At 63.2% G+C, this 20,685-nt stretch carries 19 protein-coding genes; 13 read left to right on the top strand and 6 right to left on the bottom strand.

What is annotated here, in order from left to right; translation table 11 throughout:
- Positions 1-75: 75 nt before the first annotated feature.
- The 3 genes from ACQ4W6_RS19000 to ACQ4W6_RS18990 all read left to right on the top strand — a co-directional run bounded on the left by ACQ4W6_RS19000 (position 76) and on the right by ACQ4W6_RS18990 (position 2,290).
- Positions 76-495: a VOC family protein gene (locus ACQ4W6_RS19000; protein ID WP_436568733.1), complete on the top strand. Its 420-nt coding sequence runs from the start codon at positions 76-78 to the stop codon at positions 493-495.
- A 109-nt stretch (positions 496-604) separates the two neighbouring features.
- Complete coding sequence (locus tag ACQ4W6_RS18995; protein WP_436568732.1) at positions 605-976, top strand: TraR/DksA family transcriptional regulator; 372 nt, start codon at positions 605-607, stop codon at positions 974-976.
- A gap of 447 nt (positions 977-1,423) precedes the next feature.
- Complete coding sequence (locus ACQ4W6_RS18990) at positions 1,424-2,290, top strand: universal stress protein (RefSeq protein WP_436568731.1); 867 nt, start codon at positions 1,424-1,426, stop codon at positions 2,288-2,290.
- 21 nt (positions 2,291-2,311) lie between these two features.
- Here the strand turns inward: ACQ4W6_RS18990 and ACQ4W6_RS18985 are convergent, their stop codons facing one another.
- The 3 genes from ACQ4W6_RS18985 to ACQ4W6_RS18975 all read right to left on the bottom strand — a co-directional run bounded on the left by ACQ4W6_RS18985 (position 2,312) and on the right by ACQ4W6_RS18975 (position 5,765).
- Positions 2,312-2,671 (bottom strand): hypothetical protein, encoded by a 360-nt coding sequence (locus ACQ4W6_RS18985; protein WP_436568730.1) that lies wholly within the window; start codon positions 2,669-2,671, stop codon positions 2,312-2,314.
- A 199-nt stretch (positions 2,672-2,870) separates the two neighbouring features.
- Complete coding sequence (locus tag ACQ4W6_RS18980) at positions 2,871-3,425, bottom strand: hypothetical protein (RefSeq protein ID WP_436568729.1); 555 nt, start codon at positions 3,423-3,425, stop codon at positions 2,871-2,873.
- A 240-nt stretch (positions 3,426-3,665) separates the two neighbouring features.
- Positions 3,666-5,765 (bottom strand): serine hydrolase domain-containing protein, encoded by a 2,100-nt coding sequence (locus tag ACQ4W6_RS18975; RefSeq protein WP_436568728.1) that lies wholly within the window; start codon positions 5,763-5,765, stop codon positions 3,666-3,668.
- Between the two features lie 162 nt (positions 5,766-5,927).
- On the opposite strand from ACQ4W6_RS18975, the gene ACQ4W6_RS18970 reads away from it, so the two are divergent.
- Positions 5,928-7,568: a histidine kinase gene (locus ACQ4W6_RS18970; RefSeq protein WP_436568727.1), complete on the top strand. Its 1,641-nt coding sequence runs from the start codon at positions 5,928-5,930 to the stop codon at positions 7,566-7,568.
- Positions 7,565-8,266, top strand: coding sequence for a LytR/AlgR family response regulator transcription factor (locus ACQ4W6_RS18965; protein ID WP_436568726.1), 702 nt, complete (start codon positions 7,565-7,567; stop codon positions 8,264-8,266). Before ACQ4W6_RS18970 ends, ACQ4W6_RS18965 begins: the two co-directional genes overlap by 4 nt.
- Positions 8,267-8,289: 23 nt before the next feature.
- Here the strand turns inward: ACQ4W6_RS18965 and ACQ4W6_RS18960 are convergent, their stop codons facing one another.
- On the bottom strand, positions 8,290-9,162 hold the full coding sequence (locus tag ACQ4W6_RS18960) for a M90 family metallopeptidase (protein WP_436568725.1): 873 nt from the start codon (positions 9,160-9,162) through the stop codon (positions 8,290-8,292).
- Positions 9,163-9,510: 348 nt separating this feature from the next.
- Positions 9,511-10,011 (bottom strand): winged helix-turn-helix domain-containing protein, encoded by a 501-nt coding sequence (locus ACQ4W6_RS18955; RefSeq protein ID WP_436568724.1) that lies wholly within the window; start codon positions 10,009-10,011, stop codon positions 9,511-9,513.
- Between the two features lie 443 nt (positions 10,012-10,454).
- On the opposite strand from ACQ4W6_RS18955, the gene ACQ4W6_RS18950 reads away from it, so the two are divergent.
- The 8 genes from ACQ4W6_RS18950 to ACQ4W6_RS18915 all read left to right on the top strand — a co-directional run bounded on the left by ACQ4W6_RS18950 (position 10,455) and on the right by ACQ4W6_RS18915 (position 18,551).
- The gene (locus ACQ4W6_RS18950; RefSeq protein ID WP_436568723.1) at positions 10,455-10,694 is read left to right on the top strand and encodes a hypothetical protein; all 240 of its coding nucleotides are present in this window, start codon (positions 10,455-10,457) and stop codon (positions 10,692-10,694) included.
- Positions 10,695-11,110: 416 nt separating this feature from the next.
- On the top strand, positions 11,111-12,112 hold the full coding sequence (locus ACQ4W6_RS18945; protein WP_436568722.1) for an ABC transporter substrate-binding protein: 1,002 nt from the start codon (positions 11,111-11,113) through the stop codon (positions 12,110-12,112).
- Positions 12,113-12,154: 42 nt separating this feature from the next.
- The gene (locus tag ACQ4W6_RS18940; RefSeq protein ID WP_436568721.1) at positions 12,155-12,964 is read left to right on the top strand and encodes an ABC transporter permease; all 810 of its coding nucleotides are present in this window, start codon (positions 12,155-12,157) and stop codon (positions 12,962-12,964) included.
- An 11-nt stretch (positions 12,965-12,975) separates the two neighbouring features.
- Entirely contained in the window at positions 12,976-13,767 is a 792-nt protein-coding gene (locus tag ACQ4W6_RS18935) for an ABC transporter ATP-binding protein (protein ID WP_436568720.1), read from the top strand.
- Between the two features lie 78 nt (positions 13,768-13,845).
- Positions 13,846-15,753 (top strand): sensor histidine kinase, encoded by a 1,908-nt coding sequence (locus ACQ4W6_RS18930; RefSeq protein ID WP_436568719.1) that lies wholly within the window; start codon positions 13,846-13,848, stop codon positions 15,751-15,753.
- Positions 15,740-17,086 (top strand): sigma-54-dependent transcriptional regulator, encoded by a 1,347-nt coding sequence (locus ACQ4W6_RS18925; protein ID WP_436568718.1) that lies wholly within the window; start codon positions 15,740-15,742, stop codon positions 17,084-17,086. The genes ACQ4W6_RS18930 and ACQ4W6_RS18925 overlap by 14 nt, the downstream gene beginning before the upstream one ends.
- A 105-nt stretch (positions 17,087-17,191) precedes the next feature.
- Complete coding sequence (locus tag ACQ4W6_RS18920) at positions 17,192-17,521, top strand: hypothetical protein (protein WP_436568717.1); 330 nt, start codon at positions 17,192-17,194, stop codon at positions 17,519-17,521.
- 247 nt (positions 17,522-17,768) lie between these two features.
- Positions 17,769-18,551, top strand: coding sequence for a hypothetical protein (locus ACQ4W6_RS18915; RefSeq protein WP_436568716.1), 783 nt, complete (start codon positions 17,769-17,771; stop codon positions 18,549-18,551).
- A 12-nt stretch (positions 18,552-18,563) separates the two neighbouring features.
- Here ACQ4W6_RS18915 and pbpC read toward each other — a convergent pair whose 3' ends face one another.
- Positions 18,564-20,663, bottom strand: a complete 2,100-nt coding sequence (gene pbpC, locus ACQ4W6_RS18910; RefSeq protein ID WP_436568807.1) for a penicillin-binding protein 1C — start codon at positions 20,661-20,663, stop codon at positions 18,564-18,566.
- Between the last annotated feature and the right edge of the window lie 22 nt (positions 20,664-20,685).

Here is a 20,685-nt window from a genome sequence, read left to right as displayed (position 1 = left end):
AATTTGGCCGCCCAGCGCCTATACTGGGACGTCCCGCATGCAATCGTGCTTTCGGGGCAACCAGAGGAGACCAACATGCGTACCGAAGCGTATTTGCAATTCAATGGCAATTGCGCGCAAGCGCTGGAATACTACCGCCAGCACCTGCATGGCGAAAACCTTTTCCTGATGCCGTTTCGCGGCACGCCGGGCCAGGAACAAGTCAAGGAAGACTGGTACGACAAGATCATGCATGGTTCCGTACAACTGGGCCCCACCATGCTGATGGGGTCGGACGGCGGCGGCACCGAAGATGGCGCCAAGGGCATGAGCGGCTGCTCGGTCTGCCTGAGCGTCGATGCGCCGGAAGAAGCCGAAAGAGCCTTCGCCGCGCTGGCGCGCGATGGCAGCATCCAGATGCCGCTGCAGGAAACCTTCTGGGCGCAGCGCTTCGGCATGCTGAAAGACCAGTTCGGCGTGGCCTGGATGATCAACTGCGAAAAGAAACCAGCATAAATCAACGGCAACCGCCTGCGCCGCATCAAACGTGGCGCGGGTGGTAGCGCAAGCAGAGCTGGCCATCTTGGACTACCATGATGGTAGAGACTCCCACCGGGTGACAGCCATGAATGGATTGCCGCAAGACCAGCTACAGCGCCTGCAAGGCGTGCTGGAGCAACGCAAGCTTGCGCTACTGGAACAAATCGAGGGCGAAACGGCCGAAGCCGACGCGCGTGCCTCGCTGCTCAATGAAATCGAAGCCTCGCCGGCCGACAACGCCAGCGTGCACACCCTGAACGCCCTCGTCAGCGAGGCGGCCGAACACAACGTGGCGCAGCTGGCCCTCATCAGGCAGGCGCTGGCCAGGATGGCCGACGGCAGCTATGGCTTGTGCGACAACTGCGGCGAAGCCATCGGCCTGTCGCGCCTGAACGCACGCCCCGAAGCGCGCCTGTGCATCGATTGCCAGACGCGGCTGGAAAAGGCCCAGCGTTAGTCATTGCAGCAACGCAACGGGGCAAGGCATCGCTGCCCTGCCCCTCGCCTTTTGCCGTTTGCCTTTCACCTTTACTGCTGTGCTGCTATCCGGCTCCCGCCAGCCTCTGTGTGCTGACTGGGCAGCCGGGTCTCCTCCACTGCCATTGCCCTGCTTCAATCTTCAATCTTCAATCTTCAATCTTCAAGCTGCAAGCCTGCTCAACTCACCACTGTGCGCCATGGATGGCGATATGCGCGCCCGTGACCAGCGCTATCTTTGTTCCTGCATTGCTGTGCCTCCCCGCTTGTTATGCTTGATCTGCGTGGGATCAAGTGTAGGCACAGTTTTTAGCGCCAGTTTTGCGCCAGATCAAGTGCCCGGCCTGCCAGGCACAGTGGCATGCGTGCGCGAACTGTGCCCCGACTGTGCCAGAATGGGGCTTACCGCACAGCGAGAGGCCAGGCCATGACGTATAAAACCGTGTTGCTGCATATTGACGACAGTGCCAGCCGCAGCGCCCGCATCGACGCGGCCGCCAGCATCGCGCAAGCCTGCGGCGGCCACCTGACGGGCGTGGCCCTGACGGGCGTGTCGCGCCTGCTGTACCAGAACCAGCCCGACCTCGATGCCGACCCAAACCTGGCGCTGCACCTCAATTTCTTGAGAGAAAGAGCCACGCGCGCCCTCGATGGTTTCGAGCAGCATGTACGCACGGCCGGCGTCGCCTCGTTCGAGCAGCGCGTACTCGACGATGAGGCGGCGGGCGGCATCAGCCTGCTGGCCCGCTACGCGGACCTGGTGGTGATCAGTCAATACAATGCCAAGGATAAATCGCCGTCCGTGATGCGCGATTTTCCCGCCTACGTGCTGCTGCATTCGGGCCGGCCCGTGCTGATCGTGCCGTACGCGCCGCCGCTGCCGATGCAAGCGCCGCCGGCGGCCGCGCGCAATGTGCTCATTTCATGGAATGCCAGCAAGGAAGCGAGCCGCGCCGTCAGCGCCGCCCTGCCCCTGCTGCAGCGTGCCGGGCAAGTCCACGTGGCCATCTTCGATGCCAAGGTGCATGCGGCCGAGCATGGCGACCAGCCGGGCGCCGAACTGCTGCAGTACCTGGCGCGCCACGGCGTGGAAGCACGCGTGCATTTGCTCGATGGAGGCGGCGTGCGGCGCGGCGACATCGGCGAAGCGCTGCTGTCGCAGGCGGGGGAGCTGGCGGCCGATTTGCTGGTGATGGGGGCGTATGGCCATTCGCGCCTGCGCGAAACGATACTGGGTGGCGTCACGCGCACAGTCTTGCAGAGCATGACGATCCCCGTGCTGATGGTGCACTAGCACCTTTGGCAGAGCCGCCCGCTAGCCGTCCTGCCAGGGCTGGCTGCGGATCTTGGCCACCTGGCGCTGCGCCAGCCACTGCCACAGCTGCAGCGCATCGCCCTGCGGCAAGGCCGACATGCGGCGCGGGCTGGCCAAGGCGATTTCGCAATCGCGGTCCGACCATTCCTCGAAAGTGACTTCGCCTCCGCTGGCGACCTCGACCTGATACATCAAGCCATCGTCGTAACCAAAGCGCAACAGGACGGCGGACGGGCTGCCATCGGGCGCCGTCTCTGGCGCACGGTACACCTCGGCCAGCGCATCGGCCAGCTGTGCCGGCGACGGCGCACAGATGTCGCGCCCATCGGCCTGCGTAAGAATGAACCATGCCTGTGTCATGACGCGCCCTCCTATCCACACTCATTAGCATGCGAGGCAAGTATTACGGGCAGTCACCTGGGTCCTGTCTTGCATGGGGCGCACGGGAACTATCCCTGACGGCATTGATTAACAATACCAATAAGGATAATACCTAACTTTCGTGCGGCGCGGCACTTATGCCGTACTACGCGGCGCATCGACCAAACCATCGAACAAATCAAGCCACCAGCACGGGGATGCTGAGCGGGTCGAAATCGTGCCAGTCGCCATTGGCGATCGTGCCTTCGGCTTCCTCGATGTGCTCGGCGCCGAGCCGCTGCAATGCCCCGAGCGCCCGCTCGCGCTCGTCGAGGCCGCCCAGCGCCACGGCGATCAGCATGCCGGGATGGCGTGGCGGGCGGCGGTTTTCACCGTTTTTCTCCACTTCGCCCGCATCTTTCATCTTGTTAAAACTGTACAGCGAACCCACATGGGCGCCCACCAGCGCACCGACTACCGGGCCCAGCGGCCCCGTCGCGAGGGTGGCGGCCGCGCCGATGCCGGCGCCCACCGCAGCGCCCACGGCCACGCCTTCCACCACGCCCTCGGGCGTTTCCATGGCGCCCGGCGAGATGTCGCGGTCACCGCCCAGTGCGTGCAGATCGTGCTGCCCCGGCTGGTTGACAAAAAAGGCGCTGATGCGGCTGTCGGGAAAACCCGCCTGGTTCAGGGCGGCGCGCGCGGCGTCAATCTGTTCCTGCAACTGAAAATGACCTGCAATGATGCGTGACATGATTCGGCCCTCCTGGTCGGCTGCTGGCGCACCGCGCGCCACCTTTTCAGCATGCGCCGCCCGCTGGCGAAGTACCGTTCGATTGCGCACACAGGCCGCATTTCCTCAGGCTGAAGTGAAGACGAGTCTGCATGCAATTGCTGTGGTGGCGCAATCAATGCCGTTATTAAATCGCGGCGCCATTTTTTCCAAAAAGAATCTTTTACCCTTGTTTATATGCAAATCATCTAAGCCGGTATGTCACGGCTTTGCCGCATCGGCCACGCTGCCCAGGCGGATAATCGCCGCCCTGGCGGCGGCCGCGCCCGAATAGCGGGGATCACGCAGCAGTGCTTGCTGGTAGGCCTCGACCGCCTGCTTGTGCAAGCCTTGCTCCGCGTAAAACTCTGCGAGGCTGTCCTGCAGATTCGCATCACGCGGATGCAGCCGCACGGCCGCCTGCAGCACGGCCGTGCCTTGCGCAACGGCACCGCTGCCCTTCAGGCGGTAGGCTTCCAGGTTCAACGCCGCCGGGCCGGCCGCGCCCAGCGGATCGCGGGCCAAGGCCACGCGCAGCGCGGCGTCAGCTAGCTCCGTGTTGCCGGCATGCAGCAAGGTCAAGCCCTGCAGTGTGTGCGCACGGTCGCTGAGCGGATACAGCGCCACGGCCAGCCCGCTGGCTGCCAGTGCCCGATCCGCCTCGCCGCGCGCGGCCGATGTTTGCGCCAGATCAACTAGTTCGGGCACGAAATCAGGATAGGCCCGCTGGCCGCGGAAGGCCGCCCGCAGCTTGCCATCCAGTTCAAAGATGGAAGTGGGTGCCGCCGGCCACGCGATGGCCGCCGTGCTGTCCCAGCTGCTGGCCAGGGCGATGATCGCCTGCTCGAAGCCAGGCTCGAAGCGGGGCAACGATTTTGCAGGCGCGCCTTGCGCCAGCACAATATAATCGCGCGCGAAAGCCAGCGCGCCGCCGCTGGAGTATTTATTCAGGTCGGTGCCCGCCTGACGCAGCCGTTCGGCCATGCTGGCGCCGGCCGTCAGGAACACGCGTCCACCTGCGGGATGGCGGGCCGCATCGATAAAGGCACGCGCCGCCGCAGCGTCCGGCGCCAGCGCCTGGCCGTTGATTTGCGTAAAGGCCTCGCGCGTGGCGGCCGCATCCGCGTAAGGCTGGCGCGTGCGCTCGGCGTACGCCCGGCCTTCTTCGAACAAGCCTTGCGCCACCTGATAATAGCGCTGTGCATTTGCCTCGGCAATATACGTTTTCAGCTGCCATGGCTCGCCCGTGACCACCTCGAACAGGCGCTGCACGAACGCTTCCGGGTTGACGCGCTCGAGATTGGCGGCGACGGCAATCGTCAGCTTGCGCGAAGGAAAGCTGAACAGATAGGTGACCGTTTCCGGCTGCTGGCCGCTGTGCGCGATAGCATAGCGCCCGCCCGTCGGGGTCGTTTCCCAGCCCATGCCATAGTCCGTCAAGCGGCCCGCGCGCGTGGCCATCGGCTGCACCATGGCAGCCAGGCTGGCCGCCGACAGTATCTTGCCGTCATGGATGCCTTTGCCGAAGGCCAGCATGTCGGGCACGCTGGCACGCGTGCCGCCGGCCGAGAAGCGGCTGCTGATGTCGACGAATTCCGAATTCTTCAGCTCCGTGCCAACCAGCCGGTAGCCGCGCACGCGGTGCGCGATGACGGCGTCGGGGTTGTCCATGACGGTGGCCGCCATGCCCAGCGGGCTCCACACATGGCGCTGCATGTAGCTGCCATAGCTTTCACCCGAGGCGCCCTCGATGACGGCGCCCAGCAAGTTGTAGCCATAGCTGGTGTAGCGAAAGCGCATGCCCGGTTCGGCGATCAGATCGAACTGTTCGAAGACGGCGATGGACTGGCGCGTCGTCTTGTGCTCCTTGAAATGCTGTTCCGCCTTGTTGTCGCGGTAGGCGTCGATGCCGCCCAGGTGGCCCAGCAACTGGCGCACCGTCACGGGAAACGCTTTCACGGGGAAATATGGCACATAGGTTTGCACGGGCGCATCAAGATCCACCTTGCCCTGCTCGACCAGCTGCAAGATGGCCGCCGCCGTCATGGGCTTGGTGACGGACGCCAGGCGATAGCTGGACTGGGCCGTGGCCGGCACCCGGTTTTCCAGGTCGGCATAGCCATAGCCCTGCACCCATTGCGAATCGCCCTGCGTAAAACCCACGGTCAAGCCCGGTATACGCTCCATGGCCATGCGCTGGGCCACCCAGCCGTCGAAAGCGGCCAAGCGCGCGGCCAGCGCGGGCGCAGGAGCGGAAGCGGCCTGCGCCACGCCGCACAACAGCGCCAGCGCGCCGAAATAGTAATATTTTCTACTTTGCATAATCAATCATTCCCTGGTGAGGCCGCGTCTATGGCGCGGCGCTGGCCCATGGTAAGCGCGTTTCATGCCCGGTTGGCGGACTGTGCACGAAATGCACCTGGCCAGCATGAACAGCACCGCATGTGGCAAATTAGTTGCAAATAAGCAGCTACAATGCCCGCCATGCCCTCTTTCCTTCGCGCCCTGCTGCTGTGCTGCCTGGCCTTTCCCGCTTTCGCCGATGCCATGGCCAGATCATCGCTCGATGATGGCTGGCGCGCCTGCGGCATGCGTACGGCGGCGCCCGCCGCCTCGCTGCACCAGCTGCTCCGGCCGGGCCAGCTGCTGTGCCTGGAACGCGATTTCAGCGTGAGCAGTACGCCGCAGGCATCGACGCTGCTGGTGCTGTCGGCGCTGGCCGCCAGCGAGCTTTGGCTGGATGATATCTTGATCGGCAGCAATGGCCAGCCCGCCCGCCAAGCTGGAGAGGAGCGCGCGGGCGACATCGATTTCGCCATGCCCCTGGCGCCGCAGCAGCTGGCCATGGGCAAGCACCATTTGCGCCTGCTGCTGTCGACGCAACACGTGCCGGCGCGCCTGGCGGCGCCGTTTTATGCGCTGTACCTGATAGATCGGCAAGACTACCGCGCGGCGCTGGCTTGGTACAGGCTGCCGGCGCTGCTGCTGGCCGGCGCGCTGGGCGCCGTCGCCCTGCTCTTCCTTGCCTTGACGGTGCTGTACCAGCGGCACCGGCACTGGGCCATGTTTGCCGCGCTATGCCTGGTGGCAGCGCTGCTGCTGGTGGCGGAAATCTGGCGCAGCTTTGCCGGCTATGCCTATCCTTTGCATCTGCCGCGCCTGTATGCCGTCAACGCCCTGACCTGGCTGTTTTCCGCCCTGCTACCACTGTATTTCCATGCGGCCTACCGCCTGCCGCGCTGGCAGCTGGCAGCCGTCCTGCTGCTGGCGCTCACCGCGCTGGCCGGCGCGCTCCCCGCGCATTTCGACAGCCGCTGCTGGTGGATGTTTTGCGTCGGCCTCGCGGCCAGCCTGGCGCTCAACCTGGCCGCCCTGTGGCGGCGCCTGCCGGGCAGCCGCAGCGGCGCGGCCATCGCGCTGGCCTCGGGCATCCTGTTTGCCTCGACAGGCGAGCGCTTTGCCGAAGGCGGCTTCGCCCTTGTCGTGTGCTTCCTGCTGCTGCCATTGTGCGCCCAGCTGCTGGCGCAGCTGCTTGGAGAACGCAACAAGGCTGCGCGCGCCCAGCAGCTGGAAAACCAGCTCTTGAGAAAAAGCATGCAACCGCATTTCCTGATGAATTCCCTGAGCCTGATCAGCGAACTCAATGCGCAATCGCCGCAGGCGGCCGAAGCGTTCATCGAGGCGCTGGGCGCCGAGTTGCGCATGCTCAACGAGTATGCACAGCAGCCCAGCATCGCCCTGACACAGGAACTGGCCCTGTGCCACAATTATCTGAGCATCATGAGCACGCGCCTGCAGCAGCCATGCAGCCTGCTGCTCGATGGCGAGGCGCCCGGCATCACCGTGCCGCCCGCCATATTGCTGACAGCGCTGGAAAACGCATACAGCCACAACCGCTATCGCCGCGGCGCGCAATTTAAGCTGCGCATCGCCAGGCTTGCGCAAACGCAAGTACTTACGCTATCCCTGCCCGCCGGCGAGCCGCGCCAGCATCTGGGCAGCGGCATGGGCGAACAGTACATCCGCACCAGCCTGCAAGCCGTGTTTGGCGATGGCGCCCACTACGCCATCGAGCAGCGGCAACAGGGCTGGCATCTGACATTTACCTTGCCGGTGGCGCCATGAAGGTCTTGATACTGGAAGATGAGCCGCTGATCGCACAGGGACTGGCACGCGAAGTGCGCGCCCATTTCGGCGCCCGCCTGGCAGCGCTGGCGCTGCACGACACGGTGGAAGAGGCGCTGGCAGAGTTACGGCGAGGCGGCTACGCTTTGCTGCTGCTGGACTTGCAGCTGCACGGCGCCGATGGCTATGAATTGCTGCGCCTGGCCGGCGATTGCACGTTCCAGACCATCGTCGTCTCGGCCCACGCGGAGCGCTCGATCACGGCATTTGAGTTCGGCGTGCTCGACTTCGTTGCCAAGCCCTTCAGCCGCGAACGCCTGCAAAAAGCCCTGCAGCGCTATGTCGACAGGCCCGCCGATGCCGCCGCGCACTCGGCCTCGCTGGCCGTGAAGAAACGGGGCGCGCTGGAATGGATCGCCATGGCCGAGATCGACCACGTGCAGGCCGATGGCCACTACAGCAACATCGTGCTGCGCAGCGGCGAGCAGTGCTTCCATGACTTGCCGATCGACAAGCTCATGGCCCTGCTGCCGCCCCACTTCTTGCGCGTGCACCGCTCCTACATCGTCAACAGCCTGCTCTTCAGGCGTTTGCTGATTGCGCCGGGTGGCAAATATGCGCTCGATACGCAGACCAGCACGGGCATTCCCGTCTCGCGCAGCAGCTATGCGCAACTGAAACAGCGGCTGCTTGGCTGAGTTTGCCAAGCAGAAACCGGCGCTTACCAGTGCTGGGCAAAGTTGGGGAATGGCGTGGCCATATGCTCGGCTTCAGGCGGTGGCGCCATCCAGTCGCGCGGGTCGACCTTGTAGTACTGCAAGAATTGCGCGTACAGCTCGGCGTGGTGCTCGGCCATCTGGTACGGCTTTTCAAAGAAGGTTTCCGTGGCCACGGCAAAGAATTCGGCCGGATTGGTGGCGCCGTAATGGTCCATCACGCTTTGCTGCTGATAAATAGCGTCGTGGCGCAGATTATCGAAATCGCGCGACAGCACCGTGGCCCAGCTGCGATAGCTCGATACGTTCGGCAAATACGGCGCGCCATTCGCGGCGCCCGATTCGCTGTCGAGCTGGTGGGCAAATTCATGCAGCACGACATTGTGGCCATCGCTCCAGTCGGCCGCGCCGCGCTGCACGTGGTCCCAGGCCAGCACCACGCGGCCATCGCCCCACGATTCGCCCAGCAGCCCATTGGCCGACGGCGTCACCACGCCGCCCGGCCCCACTTCATCGCGCGTGACGATAAATTGCGTAGGATAGACGAGGATGGTGTCGAGCTCGGGATACACCTGCGTCTGGCGATTGAGCAGCAGCAAACAGGCCTGGCCGGCGATGGTGTAGCGCATCTCGTGCGTGATCTCCAGGCCGGCGCAGCCGACAAATTTCTTCTGGTACAGAAACTGCACCACCAGCCGCTGCAATTGCTGCTGCAGCGGCGCCGGCATGCGCCGATAGACGGGAATATTATGCTCCAGCACCGCCAGGCCTTCCGGCGGCAAGGGTTGCGCCAGGGCCCGCTTCAGGCGCCAGCGGGGAAACCACAGCGAAAAAACGATGGCGGCCGTGACGAGGGCGATCCACAGCAGCGGGTTCATGCGGATGCCCGTTTCAGCAACACGGCGCGGGACGAGGAAAACGGCAAACAGGTGGCGTAGGCAGACAAGGACAAGCTCCTTCAAGTAAACCCGCGCGTTGCGGGCAGCAGTCCAGCCCACATGGGGATGCTTGCAGTCTTTTCAATCAGCCAACGTCAAAGCGCCGCGCCCAACGCCAAAAGCCGGGTCGCAACCCGGCTCTCGATACGCTACAACAACGCCTGAAAAAACCGTAGCGAGCGGCAGTGATTTGTGGCTAAGAAGCGCAACCGTGCTAGAGCACGGGGGCGCCGAGCCGGTGAGCATCGCAGGCCGCAAAGCGCGCCGCGCAGTAGGTTTGGTCAGGTATTACTCAGCAACTTTCTGTTGCGGCGCTCCAAACAAAGCAGCCACCAGCGGATCGCGCGTCACGGGACCGCGGTTGACGCGGATGGCGTAATGCGTGTCATCGGCCAGGATGTGGAAGTGGCGGCCGCTGCCTGCCATGCTTTGCTCGCGCAGGCCGGGACGATCCTTGCGCGGTGGCGCGCCTTCGCGTTTCGGCTGGACGATGGCGGCCAAAAAGGCGCGCACGCGCTCAGGGTCTGGCGTCAGCTGGTACACTGCCTTGCCCAGGTAGGTGGCGGTGCCTTCGATGTAGCGGGCCAGTTCGATCACGCCCGCTTCGCGCAGGTCGCGGATGTATTTGCGGGCGCCCGATGGCGAAAACTTGAGGAACCAGGCGATTTCATCGGCCAGCATCTCGTGCAGCGACAATTCGCCGATCAGTTTTTGCATGTTTTCGATGCGGCGCAGGGTGGCGGACGTCGAACGCACGCGCTCGATCGGTGCCATGGAAATGGGATTCATGCGCTCCGGGGGGATAGGGGCCGCACGCTCTACCATTTGCGAGCCTTTTTCGGGGCTACGAAGTTCCTGGTGCGCTGCCTTTAATTCGCTCTTCACGTGAGACTGAGTCATTGCATGCATTTGAATACTCCTTTTTAACGATTGCCGGTAGCCCGGATTGTTAAATTCTTGGCAATTTTTATGCCAGAAAGCCACAAATCCAGGGCGTCTGACTACACAATGCCTGCCCCAGCGGCTCAGGTCTGTGCGTTAACGAACATTAGAAGCAAGAAAGTGAAAAATATTTCCATGCGGAATTATTTTCCTTCACAGCCGCTGTTTCACCGCGCAAGGTGAAATAGCGAACAGAAGCGTCAGCATTCCTGCAATAAATTCAAGGCTCTCGCGCGGCGCGGCGCATGCCGTCCGCATCGCCACACATAGACTCTTGCAAAGGAAGCACCATGAATATCCCCACTCTGCTGGCCGCCGCCGCTATCGTTACCCTGTCCGCCTGCAAAAAACCTGCCGACGCGCCCTTGCCAGAAACAGCGCCCATGCCCAGCTCCGCGCCCCAGGTAATGCCGGCGCCAGTCATGCCGGCCACGCCGGAATTGGCCCCAGGCAATGCCACGCATTCTGCGCCCCTGAGCGACCCTGCCACCGCCCCCGCAATGCCGCCGCCCGCCGCAGCGTCAAACTAAGGGCACGCAGGACAGACCAGACAGGCGCCCGCGCGGCGCCGCCCCGACTCCACGGGGGGTTACGCGTTGCCAGCCTGGTTCTGCAACGCGTTTTTTTACGCTTGGAGTGAGCCACGCCATTCAGGTTCTCCGGCGCGCGTCCCCAGCCCTTCTCGATTCCTCTTCTCGTTTCAGCCCTTCCATTTCCTGCTAGCAATGCGGCAATCCGCACGCTATTTCCCGCCAGCGTGCGGAAAAGCGGAATCGCGGCATTTCCGCTCATCTACACATTCGAATTAAGCCTTTATAAACAATCACTTGCAATAAATGACAAAATGCGCTTCACTGGCACGGAAGATGCTTTTATATTTTCATAACCGCCATAGAGCGGCAGCCTTAGCAACTATAAAAACCATCTACCTTTTGGAGACAACAGCATGGCAAGCACCTTCCGCATCTCGTCCTTCCTGAACACCAAAGCACTGGCCGTGGCCGTCGCGCTGGCCGCGCAATTCCCGCTGGCCGTCCACGCGGCCGACCTCGTGCGCCTGGGCAACCTGAAATTCGCCCACTACGGCGCCGTGGCGTACATGAAGGAAATCGCCCCCAAATATGACTTGAAGATTGAAGAGCGCATCTTCGCCAAGGGCCTCGACATCGTGCCCGCCATGATCGCCGGCGAAATCGATGTCTCCGCCAGCGCGCTGGAAGCGGCCATCACGGGCCGCGCCACGGGCCTGCCCGTGTACCTGGTGGGCGGCTTTGCCAAGGGCGGCGTGCAGATCGTCGGGCGCCCTGACCTGAACATCAAGGACGTCGCCGACCTGAAAGGCAAGAAAGTCGGCGTCACGCGCGGCGGCCCGCAGGAAATCCTGCTGTTTGCCGAACTGACCAAGGCCAAGCTGACCTGGTCCGACAAGCCGGGCAAGGACGTGCAGATCCTCTACATGGGCTACCCCGACCTGAACCAGGCCCTGCTGACCCGCGATATCGACGCCATGAGCCAGTCCGAACCGTACTCGACGCAGGCAATCCACAAAAAATACGGCTCGGCCATCATCAAGCCCTATGACACGCCGCTGGGCGAGCCCGTGCGCGCGCTGGTGATGACGGAAAAAATGTACAAGGAAAAGCCTGCCGTGGCGCAGCGCTTCATGGATTGCTTCGTCGCCGCCACGCGCGCCTTTTTAGCCGACCCGAAACTGGCGGAAAAATACGTGCGCGAATCGATGTTCAAGAACCAGATCACCTCCGAGGATTACCGCGACGCCATCGACAACGCCATCTTCACGGAAGATATTTCCCAGAGCCACGTGCAGCTGACCACCGATTACATGGTCAAGTTTGGCGTGGGCCGCATGGCAAAACCGCCTGCAGCGAAGGATTGGGTCAAGCTGGACATGCTGGAAAAAGCCAAGAAATCCTATGTACCACGCTAACCACGACCACGCTAATCGGAAAGTATCACGATGAATATTCAAATGATGAAACGCATCGCGCACGGCTCCATCGTGCCCGTTGCCGTGCTGCTGTTCTGGCAGGCGCTGTCCACGTTCGGCTGGATCAATCCGCAAATCCTTCCCTCGCCCGTGGCAGTGGTAGTGAAGTGGTATGAATACCTGATCCCGATGGAGGCGTACACGCCCGCAGCGGGCAATTACCTGGTGTGGATGTTCTCCGGCGAACTGCCGCATGACGCCTGGGCCAGCCTGTCGCGCGTGCTGGGCGGCTTCGCCATCGGCGCCGGCCTGGCCTTGCCGCTGGGCTTGCTGATGGGCACCAACAAGACCATCTACAAACTGTTCGACCCGCTGGTGCAGGTGCTGCGCCCGATTCCGCCGATCGCCTACATTCCGCTGGCCATCCTGTGGTTCGGCCTGGGCAATCCACCCGCCTTCTTCCTGATCAGCATCGGTTCCTTCTTCCCCGTGCTGATGAATACCATCGCCGGCGTGCGCCAGGTCGACGGCATCTACATCCGCGCCGCGCGCAACCTGGGCGCCAGCCAGATGACCATGTTCCGCCGCGTCATCCTGCCGGCAGCTACGCCCTACATCCTGGCCGGCGCCCGTATCGGCATGGGCACGGCGTTCATCGTCGTGATCGTCGCCGAAATGATCGCCGTCAACAGCGGCCTGGGTTTCCGCATCCTCGAAGCACGCGAGTACTTCTGGTCCGACAAGATTATCGCCGGCATGTTTACCATCGGCCTGTTCGGCCTGGCCATCGATATCGCCATGAATGCCCTGAATAATCATTTGCTGCAGTGGCACCGCGGCCTGGAACACTGAGAGGAACGGCCATGACCACCATTAGCATCAAAGCAGTCAATAAAATCTTCACCACCGGCGGCAGCGACGTCATTGCGCTGAAAGACATCAACCTGGAAATCGCCAGCGGCGAGTTCATCTGCCTGCTGGGGCCGTCCGGCTGCGGCAAGTCGACCCTCTTGAACGCCATCGCCGGCTTTTCCCAGCCCACTTCCGGCCAGATCCTCGCCGGCGGCAAGCTGATCACCGAGCCCGGCCCCGACCGCGGCATGGTGTTCCAGGAATACGCGCTGTTCCCGTGGATGACGATTGAAAGCAATATCGCCTTCGGCCTGGAAATCGCCGGCAAGACGCCGGCCGAGATCAAGGACCGCGTCGACATGCTGCTCAACATGCTGGGCCTGTCGGAATTCCGTGCCCGCTATCCGAAAGACTTGTCTGGCGGCATGCGCCAGCGCGTGGCCATTGCCCGCGTGCTGGCGCTCGATTCGCCCATCATGCTGATGGATGAGCCATTCGGCGCGCTGGACGCCTTGACTCGGCGCAACCTGCAAGACGAATTGCTGAAAATCTGGAAAGTCTTCGGCACCACCATCGTCTTCGTCACGCACTCGATCGAGGAATCGATCTACCTGGCCGACCGCACCATCGTCATGACCTACCGTCCCGGCACCATCAAGCGCGACGTGGCCATAGCCCTGCCGCGCCCGCGCGACCCGAGCGACCCGGAGTTCAACAACCTCAAGCGCATGCTGGGCGAAATGGTGATGGAAGAGCAGCAGCGCCATCACAATGCCGAGACCATGGCAAGTACTGCTGACTGATAGTATGGCTGATTAGTTAGCGCCAAATGGGGTCAGTCCCGTCGGGTCTGACCCCATCAACAAGACACACGGAGCACCATGGCATTCGGCAAATGGACCCTGAGACAAGCGCTCGGCCCCCTGCTGGCCGTGGCGACGCTGGCCGTGCTGGCGTGGGCGTCGTATGCCGGGGTCAAGCAGCGCCAGCTCGATGAATTGCACCGCACGCTCGATTCGCGCGCGGAACTGTATGCGGCCTCCATCGGTGGCGCCCTCAATAAATACGAATTCCTGCCCCTGGCCGTGGCCCAGAGCGATGCCGTGGCGCAACTGCTGGAACAGCCCAGTGCCGAAAGAGTCGCGCAGATCAATGCCTACCTGATCGACATGAACCGCCGCGCGGGCGCCTTTGCCGTGTACGTGCTCGACGACAAGGGCACGACGTTGGCGTCGAGCAACTGGCAAGAGCGCAGCTCGTACGTGGGCGTCAACTATGGCTTCCGGCCCTACTTCAAGGATGCGATCGCAGGCGGCATCGGCCGATTCTATGGCATTGGCGCCTCGACGTTCGAGGCCGGCTACTTCATTTCGCAGCCCGTGCAGCGCAACGGGCGCATCATCGGCATCGTCGCCGCCAAGGTCAACCTGGACTGGATCGAGCAATCGTGGCGCACGCCGGGCGCAGGCGAGCAGATCTGGGTCAAGGATGCGAATGGCGTACTCATCCTAGCCACCACGCCCACCTTCAAGTTCAAGACCCTGGCGCCCCTGTCGCCGGCGGCCAAGAAAGACATCCGAGAACAGCGCCAGTTCCTGCAGGAAAATTTGCCCATCCTGCCGCACCAGGTGCAGCGCCAGTTTGCCGATGGCGCCAGCGTGATGACCCTGGAACGCCCGCAGATGGGCGACACGCCGGCCCTGTCGGGCAGCGCCGACTACCTGGCCGTCCACCGCGCGCTGGGCCCGCTGCAATGGCAGATCACCGTGCTGGCCGAGCTCGACCAGGTGGAGGAAGCTGCGCGCAACGCCGCCATCGCCGCCGCGCTGGGCTGGGCCTTGCTGCTGCTGGCCCTGATGTATGCGCGCCAGCGCCGGCGCCGTATCGATGAGCGCCTGAACGCCCAGCAGACCCTGGCGCGCGCCTATGAACAGCTGGAAATCAAGGTCGAGCAGCGCACGGCCGACCTGGTGCACGCGAATGGCCGCCTGCAAGCCGAGGTGGCCGAACGCGAGCGGGCCGAGCAAACCTTGCGCTATGCCCAGGCCGAACTGGTGCAAAGCGGCAAGCTGGCGGCCATCGGCCAGATGGCGGCCGGTGTCACGCACGAGCTGAACCAGCCGCTGGCCGCCCTGCAAACCTTTTCCGACAATGCCAAGGTATTGCTGGCGCGCGGGCGCATCGACGATGCGCTGGACAATCTGTCGACCATTTCCGACCTGGTCAAGCGCCTCGGCTACGTGACGTCGCAACTGAAAGGCTTTGCGCGGCGCAGCGACGATGCGCGCAAACCCGTCAGCGTACGCCAGGCGTTCGCGCAAACCATGCTGCAAATGCGCACGCGCAAGAATTCACAGCGCCTGAGCCTGCATGAAAGCTGGCCCGACGATGAAATCATCGTGCTGTGCAACGCCATCGGCCTGGAGCAAGTGTTTACCAACCTGATCACGAATGCCATGGACGCCGTGCCGGAAAGCGATCCCGTGCAGATCTGGTTCCAGGTGCGCCGCGAAGGAACACTGGCCGTGATCCATATCACCGATAATGGCCCTGGCATCCCGCTGGCTTCGCTGGACAAGATCTTCGACCCTTTCTATACCACCAAGGAACACGGGCTGGGCCTGGGCCTGTCGATCAGCGCCGGCATCCTGCGCGCGGCCGGCAGCGCGCTGGCCGTGCGCAACCGCAGCGCCGCGGAAGGGGGCGGCGCGCAATTTACCATCACCCTGAGCTGCGACCCGGGGGAGAATAAGATAGAGACGAAGGAAAGACCCGATGCACGAGAATAATTTTGAAGGCATGCAAGTGCTGCTGGTGGAAGACGATGCCGTCGTGCGCAAGGGCGCCCGGCAATCGCTGGAACTGGCCGGACTGCAAGTGACGGCCGTGGCCACGGCCGAGGAAGCGCTGCCCTACCTGGTGCCTGAATTTGCCGGCATTTTATTGAGCGATATCAAGCTGCCCGGCATGGATGGCTTGAAACTGTTGGATATCGCCGTGGCGCAGGATGCCAGCCTGCCCGTCATCCTCGTCACGGGCCACGGCGACGTGTCGATGGCCGTGGGCGCCATGCGCCGTGGCGCCTACGATTTCATCGAAAAACCGTTTTCCGCCGACTTGCTGGTGGAAGTGTGCCGGCGCGCGCTCGATAAACGCCACCTGGTGCTGGAAAACATGGATTTGCGGCGCCAGCTGGAACAGCGCGTCGGCATCGAGGCGCGCATCGTGGGGCGCAGCGCGGCCATGGCCAAGGTGCGCCAGCTGGTGCTGAACCTGGCGCCCAAGTCCGCCGACATCATCATCTTGGGCGAAACGGGGACGGGCAAGGAACTGATCGCGCGCTGCCTGCACGACTTCAGCGAGCGGCGCGACCACCCGTTCGTGGCGATCAATTGCGGCGCCCTGCCCGAATCGATCTTTGAATCGGAACTGTTCGGCCACGAGGAAGGGGCATTCACCGGCGCGCAGCGCCAGCGCATCGGCAAGATCGAATATGCCAACGGCGGCACCCTGTTTTTAGACGAAATCGAAAGCATGCCGCTGGCCCTGCAAGTGAAACTGCTGCGCGTGCTGCAGGAGCGGCAAGTCGAGCGCCTGGGCTCGAACAAGTTGATTTCCGTCAATTTCCGGGTCATTGCCGCCGCCAAGGAAGACTTGAACGTGCTGGCCGAGCAGGGCAAGTTCCGTCCCGACCTGTACTACCGCCTGAACGTGGCCAGCCTGACCCTGCCGGCGCTGCGCAACCGGCGCGAAGATATCCCGCTGCTGTTTGAATTTTTCGTGCTGCAGGCGGCGCTGCGCTACAGCCAGCCAGCCGCCCTCGTCAGCGGCGAACTGGTCGCCTCCCTGATGGCGCAGCGCTGGGCTGGCAATGTGCGCGAACTGCACAATGTGGCCGACCGCTTCGTGCTGGGCCTGCTCGACGAGACCCTGAGCCCGGCCGGTTGCCGCGAAGCATCCCTGGCAGAGCAAGTCGATACGTTTGAAATTTCCATCATCGAGGAAGCCTTGCGGCGCCACAATGGCAATGTGATCGATGCGGCTGCCGCGCTGAATATCCCGAAGAAAACCCTGTACGACAAGCTCAAACGCTTCGATATCTCGACGGAACAGTTCCGTTAATCTGGAGCAAATAGCCGACACGGCCATGGGGCAGTGTCCTACGCGTGCGGGCGGGTACGCGTGTGACAATGCAAGCTCGACACCACACACGCACAGGACCCACCCATGAAAACCGCCGCTCTCCTGCTGGCCGCCACCCTGATGACCGTCGGCGGCGCCTGGGTACAAGCCCAGTCGACCACAAATGTGAACCAGACGGGCAACCACACCAATAATCCCAATGACCCGGGCCAGCAATCGGACCAGTCAGACAAGCTCGACAACAAGGGCAAGGTGCTCCACGACGCCAAGCCCGCCAAGACGCGCACCGACAAGCGCAACCGCCATGGCAAACCGCCAGCCAACGGGGAAAACAAGCCGCACGGCGGCACCCCAACGTCGCCACCGGCGGCCACGCCAGCGGTGCCCAGCATTCCAATCGCGCCCGTGAAATAGTGTTAATAGTATTGTTTATCGTAGCGTTGCACCACGTTGCTTCCAGGTGGCATTGACGAAAATCATCAGCGCACCGTAATGTTTGGCAACTTTTGCGCTAGAATCGGCAACTATTCTTCTTGTCAGGAAAATATGTCGCCGATCGAACGCAAATGGTGGTTTGCCCTACCCGTTATGTTTCTCGCCATGATATGACCTTAACACCTATGGCGTGGCACGGCGGCTGTACCTGGCTTCCTATGATTTGATGGGAACCGTGCCGCAGGCACGGCTGGAAAGCGATCCGGCCGTCATCACCCGACGCCAGCCATCGATCGCCGAATGGCTGCCCGTGGCCGCGCAGTTCGCGCAACGCACCAATATCCGTGGCACGGGCACTTTCAGCATGGTCGACAGGCTCAATTACAAGACCTACCACCCACCGAAAAACTGGCAGCCCACGCCGTGGTTTCCCTTGCCTTTCAACAAGGAGCAACTGGCGCAGCCCGACCGCCTGCCCACCTTCGGCTTCATCCACCGGCCCACGTTCGTCAAGATGCTCGACAAGGATGGCAAGCCCTTGACGCGGCGCGACCAGCGCGAGCAAGCCTTGCTGGCGGGCTGGCAGGAAGCGCTGCGCAGCCTGCCGGAAAGCGAGCGGCCCGCCGCGCCGGCACGCCTGGTCGCCGCTACGGGTGGCAATCAGGCGCAGTTGATTGCATTGCACAAGACCTTGTTGAAGCATGCGCAAGATGGCGGTACAGAGCTCGACAGTGGCAACACGGCGCAGTGGATCGATACGGATCAACGCCTGGGCAATACGGGCGCGGCCACCCTGTTCGGACAGATGGCCATCGGCGTGATGGGCAGCTACCGCGATGGCGGCGTCAGCGCGGCGGTGAACTTGCGCAACCCGGACGAAGCGTCGATCGTGCTGATCAGCCCGCCGCTTGAGGAAAAACGCCGCACGCAAAAACACCCGCACGGCGGCGACGTATTGCGGCACTACGCCACGCCGGCCATCGACCCGGCGAATTATCCGCCGAATTGACTATTTTTTTTATTAGTCGCCATGCGCGGCAAGCTGCGCTAGCGCATTGCCCCGCACCTGGAACGCCACCCGCGCCAGCGTCTTGCCATCTTTGTTGACGAGCGCCAGCGCGTGCTTGCCCGGCACGGGGCGCCAGCTGATGCTTTCGGCTGCGGCGCCCAGATCCTTGCCATCGAGCACCCAGCGCAAGGCCTGGCTGCCCTGCGCCTGGAAGAAGACGCGCTGCAGGGCCGGCGGAATATCCGGGTCGATGGCGAGGATGCTGTCTTCGGCCGGGTAGACGATGGCGGGTGGGCGCACTGTATCGCCCACCACGGCGATGATTGCGCTTTCCGTGCCGGAGATGAACCATTCGCGGCGCGGCGCTTCCAAAGCGGGCCGGTAAGCCACCATCTGCTGCAGCACGCCTGGCGGGGCCTTCGGTGCATGGCTGGGTATGTTCTTGTGCAGGTAATCCATCACGTCGCGCCATACGGGCGCGGCGCCCGTCACGCCCGAGACGTCCCACATGGGCTTGCCGTCGAAATTGCCCACCCACACGCCCACCGTGTAGCGCGCCGAGTAGCCCATGCACCAGTTGTCGCGCATATCCTTGCTGGTGCCCGTCTTGACGGCGCTCCAGAAATTCGTCCCCAGCTCGTTGCGCAAGCCAAAGGTCAGGCTGCGCGCGGCGCGGTCGGCCAAAATATCCCCGACGATGAAGGCGGCGCCCGGGTCCATCACGCGGCGCTTGCCTGTGCCCGCCTGACCCCGCTGCAGGCTGGCCACGCTGTACTGGCCGCCATTGGCCAGCACGCGGTAAGCGTTGGCCAGTTCCAGCAACGTCACTTCCGACGAGCCCAGCGCCAGCGAGGGGCCGTAATACTCGGCCGGCTCCGTCAGGCTCGACAGCCCCACGTCCTTCAGGCGGTTATAAAAGCCGTCCTGCCCCGTCAGCAACACCGTGCGCACGGCGGGAATGTTGAGCGAGCTGGCCAGGCTGGTGCGGGCGCTGACATAACCCTTGAAGTTGCGGTCGTAGTTTTGCGGTGCATACATGCCGGACGCCGTGGCGATGTCGAGCGGCGTGTCATCCATGACGGAGGCGGCCGTCATCAGGCGCCGCTCGATTGCCAGTTCATACAGGAACGGTTTCAAGGTCGATCCCGCCTGGCGCCGCGCTGTCACGCCATCGACGTGGCGGCTGCCGCCTGCATTGCCCACATAGGCGAGAATCTCGCCGCTGCGGTTGTCGAGCACGATGATGGCGCCATCGTTGACATTGCGCTCGCGCAAGGAGGCCAGTTGCTGGCGCAAATTTTCCTGTGCGAAACGCTGCAAGGGGCCATCCAGGGTGCTGGCGACCAGCGCGCCCGGCTGCTTGAGCAACTGCTGAGCCACCTGCGGCGCCGGCGCCAGGTCGGCGTACAGGGCGGTCCTCTGCAAGGCCGTCTGCACGCGCTGGCCGATCAGCTGGCAGCTGCTGTCCATGCGCGATTCTTTCGCCAGCGCGCAGGCGCGCCGCGTCACAGTCGCCAGCGGCGCATTCGGCGCCCGCACCAGGCTGGCCAAGATGATACTGTCCGTCTGGTTCAGGCCCGACGGCGCCTTGCCAAACAGGCTGTAGGACGCAGACGCCACGCCCTGCAGCTCGCCGCGGAACGACACCAGGTTCAAATACGCTTCGAAAATCTGCGCCTTGCTCCAGCTTTCCTCGATGGCCTGCGCCGCGCGCATCTGCTTCCATTTCTGGCGCAGGCTGCGCCCGCCCGCTGCGGCTTGCAAGTCCGCGTCCAGCTGGCCCGCCAGCTGCATGGTGATGGTGGAGGCGCCCCGTGGTTTCCTGGAAAAAAGATTATCCCAGGCAGCCGTGGCCAGCGCGGACACATCCACGCCGCCATGCTGCATGAAGCGCTGGTCTTCCGCCAACAGCACGGCTTGCTGCAAGGCAGGAGAAATATCGGCCAGCGGCACCCATGGCAGGCGGCGCACTTTCATGTCCACGCGCAACGATTGCAGCGGTGCGCCGCTGCGGTCAAGCAGCTGCGCTTCCGAGCTGCGGTAGGCCGCCTGCACCTGGCCCGGCGTCAAGATCGCTTGCGCGCAAGCGGGGCCGCCCAGCACGCATCCCATGATGAAGATCAACCGCTTCACT

Origin of the sequence: Janthinobacterium woesei, assembly GCF_051380875.1 — a bacterium.
In the GTDB taxonomy this organism is placed as follows: Bacteria; Pseudomonadota; Gammaproteobacteria; order Burkholderiales; family Burkholderiaceae_D; genus Janthinobacterium.
This window is presented reverse-complemented; position numbering and strand designations above follow the sequence as displayed.